At 35.5% G+C, this 16,629-nt stretch carries 15 protein-coding genes; 10 read left to right on the top strand and 5 right to left on the bottom strand.

Annotation, left to right across the window (positions count from 1 at the left end; genetic code table 11):
* Positions 1-70: 70 nt before the first annotated feature.
* From AAC084_RS00840 to AAC084_RS00820, 5 genes are read left to right on the top strand one after another with little or no spacing between them, the layout of a single operon-like run.
* A complete protein-coding gene (locus tag AAC084_RS00840) occupies positions 71-931 on the top strand; it encodes an MBL fold metallo-hydrolase (protein WP_339835607.1) in 861 nt (286 codons plus the stop codon).
* A gap of 53 nt (positions 932-984) precedes the next feature.
* Positions 985-2,637, top strand: coding sequence for a S8 family peptidase (locus AAC084_RS00835; RefSeq protein ID WP_339835605.1), 1,653 nt, complete (start codon positions 985-987; stop codon positions 2,635-2,637).
* 16 nt (positions 2,638-2,653) lie between these two features.
* Entirely contained in the window at positions 2,654-4,507 is a 1,854-nt protein-coding gene (locus AAC084_RS00830) for a M1 family metallopeptidase (protein WP_339835603.1), read from the top strand.
* The gene (rnpA, locus tag AAC084_RS00825; RefSeq protein ID WP_339835600.1) at positions 4,492-4,962 is read left to right on the top strand and encodes a ribonuclease P protein component; all 471 of its coding nucleotides are present in this window, start codon (positions 4,492-4,494) and stop codon (positions 4,960-4,962) included. Before AAC084_RS00830 ends, rnpA begins: the two co-directional genes overlap by 16 nt.
* Positions 4,943-6,571 carry a S41 family peptidase gene (locus tag AAC084_RS00820; protein ID WP_339835597.1) on the top strand — a complete coding sequence of 543 codons (1,629 nt, stop codon included), beginning with the start codon at positions 4,943-4,945 and terminating at the stop codon, positions 6,569-6,571. Before rnpA ends, AAC084_RS00820 begins: the two co-directional genes overlap by 20 nt.
* Before the next feature lie 7 nt (positions 6,572-6,578).
* On the opposite strand, the gene AAC084_RS00815 is transcribed toward AAC084_RS00820, so the two are convergent.
* Positions 6,579-7,454 carry a DUF1080 domain-containing protein gene (locus tag AAC084_RS00815; protein ID WP_339835594.1) on the bottom strand — a complete coding sequence of 292 codons (876 nt, stop codon included), beginning with the start codon at positions 7,452-7,454 and terminating at the stop codon, positions 6,579-6,581.
* A gap of 216 nt (positions 7,455-7,670) precedes the next feature.
* Here AAC084_RS00815 and AAC084_RS00810 point away from each other — a divergent pair, with 216 nt between their 5' ends.
* Positions 7,671-9,176: a peptidase S10 gene (locus AAC084_RS00810; protein WP_339835592.1), complete on the top strand. Its 1,506-nt coding sequence runs from the start codon at positions 7,671-7,673 to the stop codon at positions 9,174-9,176.
* Between the two features lie 19 nt (positions 9,177-9,195).
* A complete protein-coding gene (locus AAC084_RS00805) occupies positions 9,196-11,331 on the top strand; it encodes a PQQ-binding-like beta-propeller repeat protein (RefSeq protein WP_339835589.1) in 2,136 nt (711 codons plus the stop codon).
* A gap of 1 nt (position 11,332) precedes the next feature.
* Here the strand turns inward: AAC084_RS00805 and AAC084_RS00800 are convergent, their stop codons facing one another.
* A complete protein-coding gene (locus AAC084_RS00800; protein ID WP_339835588.1) occupies positions 11,333-11,938 on the bottom strand; it encodes a hypothetical protein in 606 nt (201 codons plus the stop codon).
* Positions 11,939-12,036: 98 nt separating this feature from the next.
* Positions 12,037-13,221, bottom strand: a complete 1,185-nt coding sequence (locus AAC084_RS00795) for a C40 family peptidase (protein WP_339835586.1) — start codon at positions 13,219-13,221, stop codon at positions 12,037-12,039.
* A 56-nt stretch (positions 13,222-13,277) separates the two neighbouring features.
* Here AAC084_RS00795 and dcm point away from each other — a divergent pair, with 56 nt between their 5' ends.
* From dcm to AAC084_RS00780, 3 genes are all read left to right on the top strand, one after another.
* Entirely contained in the window at positions 13,278-14,507 is a 1,230-nt protein-coding gene (gene dcm / locus AAC084_RS00790) for a DNA (cytosine-5-)-methyltransferase (protein WP_339835584.1), read from the top strand.
* Positions 14,504-15,112, top strand: coding sequence for a hypothetical protein (locus tag AAC084_RS00785; RefSeq protein WP_339835582.1), 609 nt, complete (start codon positions 14,504-14,506; stop codon positions 15,110-15,112). The genes dcm and AAC084_RS00785 overlap by 4 nt, the downstream gene beginning before the upstream one ends.
* Positions 15,113-15,191: 79 nt before the next feature.
* Complete coding sequence (locus AAC084_RS00780; protein WP_339835580.1) at positions 15,192-15,566, top strand: hypothetical protein; 375 nt, start codon at positions 15,192-15,194, stop codon at positions 15,564-15,566.
* Positions 15,567-15,613: 47 nt separating this feature from the next.
* Here the strand turns inward: AAC084_RS00780 and AAC084_RS00775 are convergent, their stop codons facing one another.
* Together AAC084_RS00775 and AAC084_RS00770 are read right to left on the bottom strand one after the other, a co-directional pair.
* Positions 15,614-16,057, bottom strand: coding sequence for a GNAT family N-acetyltransferase (locus AAC084_RS00775; RefSeq protein WP_339835578.1), 444 nt, complete (start codon positions 16,055-16,057; stop codon positions 15,614-15,616).
* Positions 16,058-16,167: 110 nt separating this feature from the next.
* Complete coding sequence (locus AAC084_RS00770; protein WP_339835574.1) at positions 16,168-16,599, bottom strand: RpiB/LacA/LacB family sugar-phosphate isomerase; 432 nt, start codon at positions 16,597-16,599, stop codon at positions 16,168-16,170.
* Positions 16,600-16,629 lie beyond the last annotated feature (30 nt).

Raw genomic sequence — 16,629 nt, 5'->3', positions numbered from 1 at the left:
CTACAGGGCTAAATGATAATATATTCTTAATAAACCTAAGATTCAATCCACTTTTATTATTTTGCCGCTTATGAAAATTTTTCCTGTTGAAACCGGTAATTTTAAATTGGATGGTGGTGCTATGTTCGGCGTTGTTCCAAAGGCTATTTGGCAGAGAACAAACCCTGCAGACAGCAATAATCTTATTGACATAGCCGCCCGTAGTTTATTAATTGAAGATGGCGAACGTCTTATATTGGTTGATACTGGAATGGGTAACAAACAATCAGACAAATTTTTTGGCTACTACTATCGATGGGGAGACTTTACCATAGATGCTTCTTTAAAAAAACATGGTTTTAACAGAGATGATATAACCGATGTCTTTTTGACTCATTTGCATTTTGATCATTGTGGTGGTGCCATTCAGTGGAATAAAGATAGAACGGGTTATGAACCTGCTTTTAAAAATGCAAAGTTCTGGACAAATGAAAAGCACTGGAAATGGGCAACAGAACCTAATCCACGAGAAAAAGCTTCATTTTTAAAAGAAAACCTCATACCCATGCAAGAGAGTGGTCAATTAAATTTTATTGACCAAACAGAAGGAGGATTCCTTAATAATAGCCCGTTAGGTTTTGATATTCGTTTTGTAGACGGTCATACAGAAAAACAAATGTTACCTCAATTTTCTTACAAAGGAAAGACTATTGCTTACGTCGCCGACCTTATACCAACAGTTGGGCATATTCCATTGCCTTACGTTATAAGTTATGATACTAGGCCGTTAATTACAATGACCGAGAAAGAACTGTTTTTAAAACAGGCTGTTGAAAACAACTATTATTTATTTTTTGAACATGATGCACATAATCAACTATGTACCTTAAAACAAACCGAAAAGGGTGTACGTCTAGATAAGGTCTACTCTTTTGATGAAATCTTCAATTAACTTTACGCTACTATACATTAACTAATATATCATTTATATTAAAGTTCCCATTTATGACAAATACATATTTAAAATCGTTATTCACTCTTTCAATTGTTGCAATACTAACCAGTTGTGGTAGTACGAGTTCAGCAACAGGCGGGGGAGGACTTATTCTTACTCCCGTTGAGAATATTGATACAACTCCTTTAAAAATAGCCGATCTCACCACCAGTGAAAAGAATAACTGGGGTCATCTTGACTTGGTAGCAGACACCATACCCGGTATGAGTGTTGACAAGGCTTACGATGAAATCATTAAAAATAGAAAAGGAACGAAAACAATTGTAGCGGTGCTAGATTCTGGTATCGATTTAAACCATGAAGACCTTGACGGGATATTGTGGACTAATACCAAAGAAAAAGCTGGCAACAATAAAGATGATGATGGTAATGGCTACATAGATGATATTCATGGTTATAACTTCTTGGGAGAATCATATAATGAACAATTAGAGTATGTGCGTATGTTGCGTTTAAACATAGGTGACGCAGCTACCTTAGCTAAGGCTAAATCAAAGCTAGATGCAAAATATAGCGAGGCATTACAGGGCAAGCAGCAATACGAGCAAATATTACAAGCCGTTAAAAATGCAGATGCAGATGTTAAGAAATATTTGAAGAAGGATTCTTACACTAAAGAAGATTTAGTAAGTATCAAGGCAACCGATGAGACTATGCAGCGAAATGTAGCTGTGCTTAATCAAATGTTCGGTATCAAAGAAACCATACCTGAGGTTCTCAAAGAATTAAATTCTGGAATTAAGTATTACACCGAACAACTTAACTATAATCTAAATAAAGATTTCAATGGTAGAGAGCCTGTAGGTGATGACGCATACGATATAAGTGATTTAGATTATGGAAACGGTAACCCAAAAAATAGGGTTGACGATGAAAGCCATGGAACACACGTGGCAGGTATTATTGCGGCTGAGCGTAATAACGGAAAAGGTGTAAATGGTGTTGCGAACAACGTTGCAATAATGAGTATTAGAGCCGTGCCTAATGGTGATGAGTATGATAAAGATATTGCGCTAGGTATTCGTTATGCTGTAGATAATGGTGCTCGAGTTATAAATGGAAGTTTTGGAAAATCTTTTTCGCCTAAAGCAGAATGGGTATATGAAGCTATTAAATACGCAGCTGAAAAAAATGTTCTTTTTGTGCATGCAGCTGGTAATGATGGTGCAAATCTAGACGACCCAAAGAATGGTAATTACCCTAATGATCAAGTAAATAATGGGCCTGAAATTGCAGATAACGTAATTACCGTTGGTGCTTTGAATCCAAAATATGGTTCAGAATTGGTGGCTAGCTATTCTAATTACGGTAAAGTAAATGTTGATATTTTTGCCCCTGGTACCGATATCTATTCTACCTACCCAAACAATGAATATGAATATTCGCCCGGCACCTCAATGGCAGCACCTGCTGTTGCCGGAGTAGCGGCTTTGGTTATGTCACAATATCCATCACTTACAGCTGCGCAGGTTAAAAAGATAATTTTACAATCTGGACTGCCAATTAGAGCAAAAGTGATTTTAGCAGGAGATAATGCTAAAAGTGCTTCATTAGAACAAATTTCAACATCAGGTAAAATTGTTAATGCTTACAATGCATTGGTAATGGCAAGCAAGGTTGCTGCCGGACAGGTTCAATTATAATATTTATACCACACATATGACTAAATCAATATTTACATTTCTAACAGCATTATTCACTATTGGACTAATTGCTCAGAACAAAACCAACTATTGGCAACAACATGTAGATTATACCATGGAAGTGGATATGGATGTTGATAGTTTTCAATACACCGGAACCCAAACATTGGTCTACACCAATAATTCGCCAGATGAATTAAAAAGGGTTTACTTCCATCTATATTTCAATGCCTTTCAACCAGGTAGTGAAATGGATATTCGCTTGCATACTATTGCTGATCCTGATGGTCGTATGATTACAGAAGAAAAGAAGAGTAGAATTTCTACCCTTTCTGAAAGTGAAATGGGCTATCTACACGCTACTACTTTAACACAAGATGGTAAGAGCGTTACGTTTTCTGAAGAAGGCACTGTTTTGGTCGTTGACTTAGCTTCACCAATAGCACCGGGTAGTAAATCTACTTTTAACATGGCTTTTAATGGTCAAGTTCCTTTACAGATAAGACGCTCTGGTAGAAATAACGAAGAAGGTGTTGCCTTGTCTATGAGCCAATGGTACCCAAAACTTGCGGAATTTGATTTTGAAGGTTGGCATGCAGACCCATATATAGCACGTGAATTTCAAGGTGTATGGGGCGATTTTGATGTAAAATTAACCCTAGACAAAAAGTATACTGTTGGTGGCACAGGTTACCTACAAAACCCAAATGAAATAGGTCATGGTTATGAGACACCAGGAACAAAGGTTAAAAAGCAAAAAGGCAAAACCTTAACTTGGCACTTTAAAGCCCCAATGGTACATGATTTTATGTGGGCTGCAGATCCTGAATATATTCATGATATTCAGCAAGTTCCTAATGGTCCGGTTTTGCATTTCCTATATAAGAACAATCCTAAAATATTAGAAAACTGGAAAAATCTTCAGCCTAAGACTGTAGAGGCTATGGAGTTTTTTAATAAGAATATCGGTGAATATCCTTACGACCAATATTCTGTAATACAAGGCGGTGATGGCGGTATGGAATATGCCATGTCAACTCTTATAACAGGTGACCGTAAATTTGGTAGCCTGGTTGGTGTAATGGCACATGAAATGGCGCATTCGTGGTTTCAGCATATTTTGGCTACAAACGAGGCTAAACATGAGTGGATGGATGAAGGATTTACCTCATTTATATCTAAGCTTTGCATGAGTGAAATAATGGATTATGAAAAAGAAAACCCTTTTGAGAGTACTTACAAAGGATATAGAAACTTAGCGCTTTCAGGTAAAGAACAACCTCAAGGTACTTATGCAGATCGTTATGATCTTAACTTTGCTTATGGAATTTCTGCATATAGCAAAGGCTCTATCTTTTTATCTCAATTAGGATATGTTATTGGTCAAGATAAATTGATGGAAACTATTCGTCAGTATTATGATGAATTTAAATTTAAACATCCAGTACCGAATGATATTAAACGTGTTGCCGAAAAAGTATCTGGCTTTGAACTGGATTGGTACTTGACCGACTGGACACAGACTACCAATACTATTGATTATAGTATAAAAGAAGTTGCTGCCACAGAAAACACAACCAAAGTTACCTTAGAGCGTATTGGCTTAATGCCCATGCCTATGGATATTTTGGTCGTATACAATGACGATACCAGAGAAACTTTTTATGCTCCGTTACGTATGATGCGAGGTGAAAAGGAAAACCCTTATGAAGGTATAGAAAGAACTGTTATAGAAGATTGGGCCTGGGCTTACCCTACCTACGATTTTGTAATCAATAAACCAATGTCTTCCATAAAAGCAATTGTTTTAGATCCATCTCAACTAATGGCAGATGTGAATTTAGAAAATAATGTTTGGCAAGCAGAGTAGTATCTTCTTGTAAAGTTTTAGATATTTATGCCCCCAACTTGGGGGCTAATTCTTTTAATACTTCTTTTATAATGGATGAATCCTTCGGAAAAAAGGAAAAACTTAAAAGTAAAACACTCATCACACAATTGTTTGAAGAGGGTAAAGGTATTTCTGTTTATCCGTTGAAATTAATTTATCTATCCGTAGAGAATAAAGAAGTGCCAATTAAAACCGGGGTTACGGTTGCCAAACGTAATTTTAAAAGCGCCGTAGATAGAAACAAGATTAAACGTTTGCTTAGAGAGTCTTATAGACTTAATAAAGCACTGGTTTTTAACAATACAGATGCTAACTTTGCGTTTCTATTTTTATACCTTGGTAAGGATATGCCCACCTTTGAGCAGTTAGATCATAAAATGAAGCTCGTTTTAAACAAGTTTAAGCTACAGATTAATGAAAAAAATACTAAGTAAAAAAGTCATAGTACCCATTATAGCGATTGTCTTTCTCTTTGTAGGAAGTAGTTATAAAAGTGACTTTTTTGAAATAGCCAAGCAAATAGAAATCTTCACTACCCTGTTCAAGGAATTGAACATGAACTACGTGGATGAAACCAACCCTGCAGAATTAATGGATACCGCCATTAAAAATATGCTTGAGGAATTAGATCCTTACACCAAATTTCTAAATGAACAAGATGTTGAAACCTATCGAATTAATAATGCTGGGGAATATTCAGGCATAGGTGCAATGGTTCGTTCTTTTAAAGACAAATTATTAATTATAGAACCACATGAAGGATATCCGGCAGATAAAGCTGGTTTAAAAGCAGGAGACGAAATTATTCAGATAGGAGACATCAAAGTATCCGAATTTGAAGAAAACGCAAGTGAACTCTTAAAAGGAGCTAATGGTTCAACGGTAAGTGTAACCTACAAAAGGCAAGGTAAATTAATTACAACTACTATTACTCGTGAAGGTATCGAAGTAGATGCCGTCCCTTTCTTTAAAATGATAGACGATAAAACGGGGTATATCGTATTAGCAAAATTCAACGCAAAAGCATCTGAACAAACAAAGGCTGCATTACTAGATTTAAAAGGAAAAGGTGCCGAAAAAATAATATTAGATCTTAGGGGTAACCCTGGTGGTTTGCTTTCAGAAGCAATTAATGTAACCAACTTGTTCGTGCCAAAAGGTGAGCTAGTGGTAACGACTAAATCTAAAGTTAAAAAGTTTAACCGTGAATACCATACCAACAATCAGCCTGTAGATGAAGAAATTCCACTAGTCGTTTTAGTGAATGGAAGTAGCGCCTCGGCAAGTGAAATTGTATCGGGCAGTTTGCAAGACTTAGATAGGGCAGTTATCATGGGTGCACGAAGTTTTGGAAAAGGTTTAGTTCAACGCCCCTTAAAACTTACGTATGGCACGCAATTAAAAGTTACTATTTCAAGATACTATACGGCTTCCGGCCGTTGTATTCAAGCATTGGATTATTGGAATAGAGATGAAGGAGGCAATGCCGTAAGAAATACCACTTTCAATGATTTCTCTACACGTAATGGTAGAAAAGTTCAAGATGGTGGCGGAATTTTACCCGATATTGAGGTGGCAACGGCCAAAACAAATGATCTTACTTTAGCCTTACTTCGAAACAACGTAATTTTTGATTATGCTACCGATTACCATTATACACATAATTATGAGTCAATAACCGATTTTAAATTTACAGATGCTGATTTTAACGCATTTAAAAATCATGTAAAGAAAAGTAGCTTCTCTTTTGAGACCAAGGCAGAGAAGGCTATTAAAAGTGCCCTTTCTGGTGATGAAAACGATTTTTTAGGTAGCGATGTTAAGGATAGTTATAAAACACTTTTAGCGAATATCGAGAAAGGCAAAATCAACGCATTGGATAAATACCAAAGCGAGATTCAAAAAAACCTAGAAGATGAAATCGTTAAACGCTACTTCTACAGCAACGGTTTGTACCAGTATTATTTAAATAACGATGATGCTATTTTAGCCGCAACAGAATTATTAGGAAATAATTCTAAGTATAACGGTATTTTGAAATAGAATTCCTTTATTCATAAGAGCACGATTTAGCATCTGAAACAACGTAATATTCTTTATAGTTTTTAGCCTTAGGGTCTGTACACCCTTTTAAATTCCTGATTTTAATATTCCTGAAATCTATAGGTTGGCCTTCGCTTTGTAATGCTATTAGACCTTCTTTTAATGGCTTCCCATCTTGCTTAATTTTAGGGTCATAGCCATTAGCTACTTCTCCGCCAATTTGTGGTTTAGTATATTGCAATACGGTTTTTCCATTAATAATATGTGTAATCAACGAGTCATTAAGTACAATTAACTCTGCTGTTACCCATTGCTCACCATAATACGTGTCTGAACTCGAATTAATACAGTGTCTAGGGTCTATCTTGCCCTTATAAACTACATCTGTGCCCGGAGAGCACATATTACCTGTAGGGCGCTCTACGCCCTTTTCAATTCCTGCCAAAAATTGCATTTCTACAGAAATTGGCCAGTCTTGCTCTTTAAGCATTGTTTTAGGGTCTTGTGAATGAAACATTATCCCACTGTTTTTCATGGTATACTCTGGTGCTCCCCTATAAAGTTCCCCAACAAATCTGTACTGCATAGTCAAATGAAAATCTGAAAAAGGTTGATCATAATATAAATGAGAAAAACGATCGTTAAACTCACCTTCATATTGATCATAGCGCACTTTTACCATACCATCTTCTGCCCTAAAGGTTTCCCCATAATTATCACCAACTTCATAATGATGAATTTTTGTTGTCCATCCACTTAAATCACTTCCATTAAACATCGTTTCCCAGTCTTCTTCTGTTTGTTGAGATTTTACTACCCCGTAACCCATTAAAAACAATAATGCTGTAAAAGTTAAACTAGTCTTTAGAATTTGTTCTTTCATTTTAAGTCTTTTAAATCAGTTGGTTGTGGTGTGCCTCTTCAAGAAAACAAAAGCAAACCTTGAATAGTTCACTTTTAAATATAATCTATGTTGATTGATTAAAATCTTAGCTACTTACTAAAAGTAATAGATTTTAACTGAAAAAGTTAACGTTCATATTTTATCGCTACTTTTAATTAAACAAACTAAAACTTCTAGCCTTCAACTACTCAAATTATGAGAAAAAAATTATTACTAGCAACTAGCTTATTGTTGTGTCTGCTTACTCAAGCTCAAGAAACTAAAAAAGATACTACTCCTAAACCTATTCCTGAAGCCAAATCTTTTGTTACCAAACATCAAGGGGTTTTTGGAGGTAAAACTATCGATTACACCACGACAGCAAAAGAAACTTTTCTTACCAATAAAGATGGTGATTCAATAGCCACGTTTTGGTCGGTTGCTTATACTAAAACATCAATGGGTGATGTAACAAAACGACCGGTAACATTTGTTTTTAATGGCGGTCCAGGTTCTGCTTCAATGTGGTTACACCTTGGTTTTTTTGGCCCAAAAATTGTAAAAGTAGATTCTGACGCTAAAAACGATGATGGTGCCGCACCTTACAACCTAATAAATAATGAACACGGTTTATTAGATATAACCGATTTGGTGTTCATCGACCCTGTAGGTACAGGATATAGCAGATTAGTGGGAAAAGGTGAGGGGAAAGATTTCTACGGACTTAAGGAGGATGTTGATTCGTTCGCCCAATTTATTCGTAAATGGGTTACAGTAAACGAACGCTGGTTTTCTCCTAAATATTTGGCAGGTGAAAGTTATGGAACTACACGTGCCGCAGCACTTGGCAAAGTCTTAGAAGGATCCGGACAAAATATGGCGCTGAACGGAATGATATTAATTTCTCAAGCACTCGATTATGCTGGTTCTACATCTGAGCCAAATAACATATCTTCTTTTATTACTTATTTACCAAGTATGGCCGCTACAGCTTGGTACCACAAAAAAGCTGGACAAGGTAAAACCTTAGAAAGCTTCGCCCAAGAATGTCGTGATTTTACTTATAATACATATGTTCCTGCTTTGTATAAGGGTAATTTATTAACAGATGGCGAGAAGAATACCATAGCTGAAAAACTAGCTTATTTTACAGGTTTAGATAAAACCTATATTCTTCGCTCGAATCTAAGAATTTTAATGGGTCGTTTTCAAAAACAACTATTGTTAGATAAAGGCTTGGCTATTGGTCGTCTTGACGGGCGTTTTATGGGCGATGAAGAAGATAAAGTATCTGAAAAACCTCATTTAGGTGATGCGGCTAGTTATCAAATTAGTGCTGCATATACTGCTAGTATAAACCATTATTTTGCTTCTGAATTGAAAGTAAAAATGGACAGACCTTATATAACATCCGGGGGTGGATCAAACTGGAGATGGAGAACCGTTCCTGATTCTCAATATTGGGAACCTATGCCTGTAAATACAGCTCCAGATTTAGGTGAAACTATGCGTAGAAATACCGCTATGAAAGTTATGGTCGCAAGTGGATATTATGATTTAATTACTCCATTTTTTGATGCAGAATATACTTTTGCCAGAAACGGAATCGTAAATGAACGCGTACAAATGAAGTACTACGAAGCGGGTCATATGATGTATACACATGAGCCAGATTTAATACAATTAAGTAAAGATATTCGAGAGTTTATCACTACTAATTAAGTATTAGAAATAGTAACCTATGAGGGTCAATTTCTATTTAATTACATTTTATATCCTATGGCTTTACACCTTTGTCGGTTGTAATGAAGAGACTTCGAAAAAGGATGATAAGACGTATACTACATGGTCCTCGTATTTAGGCGATTCTGGTAGAAGTCATTTTACTACTCTTGACCAAATTACACCTCAAAATGTTTCACAATTAAAAATTGCCTGGAGATACGAAGCACCCGATTGGGGGCAAATGCAAATGAACCCTTTGGTTGTAGATAGCCTTGTATATGGGGTAACTGCAGCATTACGTGTTGTAGCTCTTCACGCAGAAACTGGTAAAGAACTGTGGCAGTTTGGCGATTCGGTTCAAGTGTGGCATTCTACAAGTAGAGGTGTCTCTTATTGGGAAAAAGGAAATGATAAGCGTATTCTCTGCACACGTGGTGCTGATCTTTATGCTCTTGATGCTCTCACTGGAATACCTATTCCCTCTTTTGGTATAGATGGAAAAATAGACATGCGTTCGGGAATGCCAGAGTCTGCAAAAGAAAAGTTCGTTATTTCTAATACTCCTGGCACTGTTTTTAAAGAGATTATTGTAATGCCTTTAAGAATATCTGAAGGTTCTGATGCAGCACCTGGTGATATTATGGCCTTTAATGTAATTACCGGTAAACCAGAATGGGTGTTTCACACCATACCTCACCCAGGAGAATTAGGGTATGAGACTTGGGAAGATACTAACGCTTACAAAAGCCCAATGGTAGGTGCTGCCAATAATTGGGCGGGTATGGCATTAGACGAAAAAGCAGAAATAATTTATGTGCCAACAGGCTCTGCTGCTCCTGATTTTTATGGTGGTGACCGTTTGGGAAGTAACCTCTATGCTAATTCATTAGTGGCTTTAAATGCAAATACAGGCGAGTACATATGGCATTTTCAATTTACACATCATGATATTTGGGACCGTGATCCTCCTGCCCCACCAAACCTTTTAACCGTTGAACATAACGGGCAAAAAATAAAGGCGGTTGCACAAATTACCAAACAAGGTTATGTTTTTGTTTTTGACAGAATAACAGGAGAGCCTCTATTTGATATTGAAGAAATACCTGTTTCACCTTCAACATTATCAGGTGAAGTTGCTTGGCCAACACAACCTATTCCCAGAAAACCGAAACCTTTTGCACGACAATCAAATGAGCTAACAAAAGAAGATATAAGCCCTTATGCCGAAAATAAAGAAGAGCTTTTAGACTTTTTTGAATCCGCAGAAAAAGATATTTATAGTCCGCCTAGTCTTGAGCCTACATTATTGCTGCCCGGTTATGATGGGGCTGCAGAATGGGGCGGTGCCGGTGTTGATCCTGAAGATGGAATTTTATACGTGAATTCTAATGAAATGGCTTGGAATCTAAAAATGAAGGTCAATGAAGCTAATGCAAAAGAAATGCCGTTAGGTAAGCAAATTTATAGTAGTAAATGTGCTACTTGTCATCAGTCTGATAGAAAAGGTTTAGTAGCTAGTGGTTTTCCTTCTCTGGTAGATATTAATCTTAAGAAAAGCAAAGATGAGGTTGTGTCTATTGTTACGCAAGGCAAAGGTATGATGACAGGGTTTCCGACATTGTCCGATTCAGAAAAAGCTACTTTGATTCAATTTCTGTTCAATGAGGAGCAAGCTTCAGCCCATCAAGGAAAAAAGGAAATTGCCAACACTTCAGAAGAGAACCCATACTTACATGGTGGGTATCATAAGTTTTTAGATAGTACTGGATTACCTGGTATTTCGCCGCCTTGGGGAACACTAAACGCCATCGATTTAAATACAGGTGATTTTCTATGGTCTATACCCTTAGGTGAAACTATATCGCTTAAAGAAAAAGGGTTTCCCACTACTGGAACCGAAAATTATAGTGGGCCTATCATTACCCAAAACGGTCTATTACTTATTGCCGCCACAAAAGACGGCTATTTTAGGGCGTTTAATAAAACAACGGGAGAACTTCTATGGGAATATGAGCTGCCTGCAGCTTCGTTTGCTACACCAAGCACTTATGAATACAAGGGTAAACAGTATATCGTTCTTGCTTGTGGGGGTGAAAAACTAGGAACCAAAAAAGGAAATCAGATTATTGCATTCGCCTTACAGCAGAGATAATTTATAAGTCACATTTGGTGTTGTAATAGTGAACTATATCTTTCACGTGCTTTTTCTTAAAATCTCTGTTTTGTATCTTATTTACAAGTTTAGGACAATTAGAAAAATAATCTGATGCTGCCTTTTTAAAATTTTTAGAAAATAGTTGGTTAGACCCAAGGTGGGTTAATTCTCCGTTTTCTCCTCTTTTTACATAAAGGTTTTTAATATCGTAGAAATTACCTCCCGTCATATTCATGTGACCATTGGCCCCAGCCATTTGCATTGGGGGCGAATATCCTTTTTGTTCCAATACATATAAATTGACGGCACCAATTTCTAATTCTTTTACAACATTAAATCGCCCTTCACGAGTTTCAATATAGATATATGTTGAAGGTTCTTCACTCTCATAAATTACCACTTTTTGAAGTTCGCTAAAATGAAATTTTTCAGCTTTTTGTCCTTTTGCTTTTTTGAACTTTACTTGGTCGCCTCCAATTAATTTTGCTAAACCTTTTCGTTGTTTTCCGTCCTTAAATTCTAAAATTGCCCGGTCATTTTGTGCAAGTATTGGCGCAGTTATTAAAAGACATAAAAGGAAGATGTAATAAGAAGCTTTTTTCATAAATCTGTAATGAACTGTAATTATCACTAAACGAATCTATTACTGCCTTGGTATATTTTTCCTTAAAAAGAGCTAGGGAAACATGTTAAAAAAACTTATCAATCTTTAAAAACCCTTAAGTTCTTTAAAAGGGGGTCGTTTTCTTTAAGTAATCTTTTGGTTCGTAAATAACGATCAACATTGTATTCATCATAATTGGAGGCGTTCTTATCTACGCTGCTTACTCGCACCATATTTGAAGAATGGATAAATTGATTATCGCCAATCCACATACCCACATGAACAACTTTTTCTGCAGTCGAATCAGTCGCTTTTCTGCCAAAAAACAATAAATCACCTTTGTCTAATTTACTGAAATCTGCAATGGAATCTATAGGTTTACCTGCATGTACCTGTTGTGATGCATCTCGTGGAATAACCATTCCATTCATGTAATAAATAGTTTTGGTGAAACCGCTACAATCAACACCCTTCGTTGATGTCCCTCCCCACAAATAAGGTACCCCCATTAATGATTTTGAGGTTTCAACAAGGGCTTTAGCATCATAGCTTAAACTTGATAACCATGATGTATAATCCCTTGCTTCTTCTTTAGAAATCAAAGCATGTCTACCATCTGGAAATTCAACTTTATAATACCCTTCTTCTTCCTCTAAAACCTTCAAAAGACTACCAGCAACAAGATCAGATACTCGAATGGTTGCATCTATCAAATCATACGCATGACCGTAGGTATTCGTATATATAATCTTGTTTGAAGTTGCCCACTGCGATAAACTTTTTTCATCCATTAATTGAATACCCCCTGCATCTACCCATGCCAAATATTGATCTGGTGTTTGAATCAAATACCAGTCTTCATCCTTTTTTAAAACATTAACTTCTGTACCAAGAATGGCTTGGGTTGCTAATTCTGCAGAGTGTTTTGGGTTACTTCTTAGATTGGCCGCTGAAATATTAATCACTGCCTTCGTTTTGCCTTTCAATTCTGAAGAAGGAAGTATCTTAATTTCGTCTACAAACTGAATTCCTTTCTCCTTTAAAATTGCTTTTAGAGAATCTACTGCCTTTGGTAGATTACTTTCCCCTATCAATTTTAAACCAGAAGGGTCTTCTAAAACTTCTACATTGAAAAGCGCTACGCGTTTGTCAGGTGCAACAATGTGTTTTATGCTTTGAATCTCATTAGTAGAAATTATCTTTTCTTCTAAATTGGTGCCGCATGATATATTCAATGCTATCAAAATTAATACAAAAGCTATATGGAACAGCGTTTTCTTCATACCTAAAAAAGTTTCAAATAGTATTAGCCTTGTGAATTTATGTAAATTTATCGCAAATGAAGAAACTTAAGGTCATAGAACTTTTTGCTGGTGTTGGCGGATTTCGTTTGGGATTAGAGGACTCAGACAACTATAAGGTAGTCTGGAGCAACCAATGGGAACCTAGTACAAAAACACAACATGCATCATTAGTTTACGAAGCCCGCTTTGGAAAACAGAACCATAGTAATATGGATATTTCTGAAGTAGAATCCAAAGTAATACCAGATGCAGATATTTTAGTGGGTGGTTTTCCCTGTCAAGATTATTCTGTAGCGACTACCTTGCAAAATTCTAAAGGTTTAATTGGAAAAAAAGGAGTGTTGTGGTGGAGTATTCATAGAATTCTATCAGAAAAGAAAAACCCGCCCAAATATCTCTTTTTAGAAAATGTAGATCGTTTGCTTAAATCACCTTCTAACCAAAGGGGAAGAGATTTTGCCATAATGCTCAAGAGCCTTGATGATTTAGGTTATGCCGTAGAGTGGAGAGTTATTAATGCAGCAGATTATGGTTTGCCTCAACGTCGTAGGCGTATTTTTTTCTTAGGATATCATAAATCTACTTCGCTTTACAAACAATTTAAAAAGAATACCCCAACAGATTGGATTTTTGATTCAGGAACAATTGCATCTGCATTTCCTATTACTGGTACTTCGTCACATATAACATCTTTTACCATTGATGAAGACTTGGTTTCTTTGTCCGAAAATTTCAATGTAGGAGCAAAACTCTCTCCATTTCAAAACACTGGTGTTTTTATCAATGGTAAAGTTCATACCACTAAATCAACACCTAATTTTGACGGAAAGAGAACTGTTTTAGGTGACATCTTAGAAAAAGGTATCATACCCGAAGAATATTATATTGCAGAAGAAGAGTATGCAAAATGGGAATACCTAAAAGGAGCGAAAAAAGAAACACGAACAGCTAAAACAGGCTTTTCATATAATTATAGCGAAGGAAGTATGATTTTTCCGGATGCACTAGACAATGCTTCAAGAACAATTATTACTGGTGAAGGAGGTAAGAGTCCGTCACGTTTTAAACATGTAGTTCAAACTAAAAAAGGATTACGTAGGTTAACGCCAATAGAATTGGAGCGTTTAAATATGTTCCCAGAAAACCATACCGCTATTGAAGGTATTTCAAATACTAAAAGAGCTTTCTTTATGGGAAATGCGTTGGTGGTCGGTGTCGTTCAAAGAATAGGTAAAATTCTTACCCATAAAATTAGTTCATCGTGAAAAGTAAATTCACATCTGACTTAAGAAAGGAGAAACAACTCTCCCAACTTATGGATGTGTATTACTTAAATAAAATAAATTATTATGATACGCGTCGTGTTCATGATATTAAAAATCAAATGGCAGGCATTGACCTAGTGTTTACTCATAAACACACTAATGACATATTTAATATTGACGAAAAAGCCCAATTAGATTATGTTAATGAAGATTTACCCACATTTGCTTTTGAGTTAGGCTACTACAAAGAGGATATTTATAAAGAAGGATGGCTCTATGACGCACAGAAAAAGACCGATTTCTATTCTTTAGCAACCGCTATATATGAAGATGAACCCGATAAATTTACTTCTTGTAAAATAACATTGGTTAACCGTAAAAAATTACTTCATTTTTTAGAACTTAGAGAAATTACTAAAAAAGTATTAGAGGGTTATTGTAATGCCAATATTGTTTTACACGGAAAATTAAGATTAAAAGAGCTGAATGCTAGAACTGAAGGTTATCTCTATTTCTCAAGGAATAATAAATCTGAAAAGCCCATTAACTTAATTCTTAAATTGGAATTTTTAATTGAGCAGGGGGTTGCAAAACGTTTAGTATAAATTTTATTCGTTATCTCAACATATTGTTAATCAACGTTTAAAATTTGGAATTGTCCTTTTTTTTGTTATCTTATTAGGTATGGTAAAAGTAGAAAAGTCAGATAATATAGCGTTTTTAGAAAAGTCAATCCAACATTTAGAGGCTACTGGTTTCGAGAATATTAAAGCTGACATGGAGGGTTATGAAACACCCAAATCTTATACTAGAAAAGGATTAGAAGATAATATTACTCCTGATATTGTAGCTATTAAGAATGGTAGAAAATATTATTTTGATATTAGTCTTAAATCTCCAAAAACCAGGTTACTAAAATCTAAATGGTTGTTCTTAGATACCTTAAGCCGCATGAATTCTAACCGTTTTAGAATTATAACAACTAAAGGGCATTATAAGTTTACCGATAATATGTTAGAAGATATTAACTTGAGTAATAAAACACCTATTAAAATATAAACGTGCAAATAATCATACATAAAAATGGCCGCTAATAGCGGCCATTTTTATTCTTTTATCATCGTAATATGCGGAATACCATCTTCTAAATAATCCTCACCTTTAACTTTAAAACCTAGCTCAGTGTAAAATTTTTTAAGATAGGTTTGTGCAGATATTTTTATTTTTTCTTTCCCAAACTTTTCATGAACTGCATTAATAGAGGCTTGCATAATATCTTTTCCATAACCATACTTTCTATGGTCTTTATGTACAGCAACCCTACCTATACTAGATTCATCAAAGTAATTACCAGGTTTAAAAATTCTGGTATATGCAACAACTCTATTATTTTTAGTACCTATTACATGAAGTGCTTTAGCATCTTTACCATCTAAATCTTGATAAACACAATTTTGTTCTACAACAAAAACATCACTTCGTAATTGCAATATATTATACAGTTCTTGAATACTTAATTCGTTAAATTCTTTTACTATAATATCTAACATAAATTGATTCAATTAACTTATTCTGTTCATAACTAGCATCCCTTAAATATATTATTTTCAATAAGTTATAAGTGTACCCAAATGGTTATTAACATATATATAATAACTCTTTATTGTAGAGGAATTTTTTCAACTCTACGTTCATGTCTTCCTCCAGAAAATGCGGTACTTAAAAATGTAGAGATCATTTCAAGTGCTTGGGGTAATGCAATATACCTTGCGGGTAAGCTAATTATATTAGCATCATTATGTTCTCTTGCTAGTTCTGTTATTTCTTTAGTCCAACATAAAGCAGCTCTTACATTTTGTTGTTTATTTGCCGTCATACAAGCACCATTACCGCTTCCACAAATTAAAATACCAAAATCGACAGTACCGTTTTCAACATCTTGTGCAACCGGGTGAGCAAAATCTGGATAGTCTACACTATCTGTACCATCAGTACCATAATTAATAACTTCAACTTGCATAGATTTTAGTAAACCAATGATGGCTAACTTGTATTCAGTGCCCGCATGGTCATTACCAATAGCTATTTTCATAAGCGTAATCTTTATAGGTTAATAGTTCTT

Origin of the sequence: uncultured Maribacter sp., from assembly GCF_963977385.1 — a bacterium.
GTDB lineage: Bacteria > Bacteroidota > Bacteroidia > Flavobacteriales > Flavobacteriaceae > Maribacter.
Note: the sequence above shows the minus strand (reverse complement) of the source record. Positions and strands in the feature narration are given on the sequence as shown.

Excerpts from the sequence above, each read along its gene's own strand:
- AAC084_RS00835 (WP_339835605.1), top strand. The coding sequence starts at position 985 with ATGACAAATACATATTTAAAATCGTTATTCACTCTTTCAATTGTTGCA.
- AAC084_RS00820 (WP_339835597.1), top strand. The coding sequence starts at position 4,943 with ATGAAAAAAATACTAAGTAAAAAAGTCATAGTACCCATTATAGCGATT.
- AAC084_RS00775 (WP_339835578.1), bottom strand. The coding sequence starts at position 16,057 with ATGTTAGATATTATAGTAAAAGAATTTAACGAATTAAGTATTCAAGAA.
- dcm (WP_339835584.1), top strand. The coding sequence starts at position 13,278 with ATGAAGAAACTTAAGGTCATAGAACTTTTTGCTGGTGTTGGCGGATTT.
- AAC084_RS00770 (WP_339835574.1), bottom strand. The coding sequence starts at position 16,599 with ATGAAAATAGCTATTGGTAATGACCATGCGGGCACTGAATACAAGTTA.
- AAC084_RS00810 (WP_339835592.1), top strand. The coding sequence starts at position 7,671 with ATGAGAAAAAAATTATTACTAGCAACTAGCTTATTGTTGTGTCTGCTT.
- AAC084_RS00840 (WP_339835607.1), top strand. The coding sequence starts at position 71 with ATGAAAATTTTTCCTGTTGAAACCGGTAATTTTAAATTGGATGGTGGT.
- AAC084_RS00805 (WP_339835589.1), top strand. The coding sequence starts at position 9,196 with ATGAGGGTCAATTTCTATTTAATTACATTTTATATCCTATGGCTTTAC.
- AAC084_RS00830 (WP_339835603.1), top strand. The coding sequence starts at position 2,654 with ATGACTAAATCAATATTTACATTTCTAACAGCATTATTCACTATTGGA.
- AAC084_RS00780 (WP_339835580.1), top strand. The coding sequence starts at position 15,192 with ATGGTAAAAGTAGAAAAGTCAGATAATATAGCGTTTTTAGAAAAGTCA.
- AAC084_RS00795 (WP_339835586.1), bottom strand. The coding sequence starts at position 13,221 with ATGAAGAAAACGCTGTTCCATATAGCTTTTGTATTAATTTTGATAGCA.
- AAC084_RS00815 (WP_339835594.1), bottom strand. The coding sequence starts at position 7,454 with ATGAAAGAACAAATTCTAAAGACTAGTTTAACTTTTACAGCATTATTG.
- AAC084_RS00800 (WP_339835588.1), bottom strand. The coding sequence starts at position 11,938 with ATGAAAAAAGCTTCTTATTACATCTTCCTTTTATGTCTTTTAATAACT.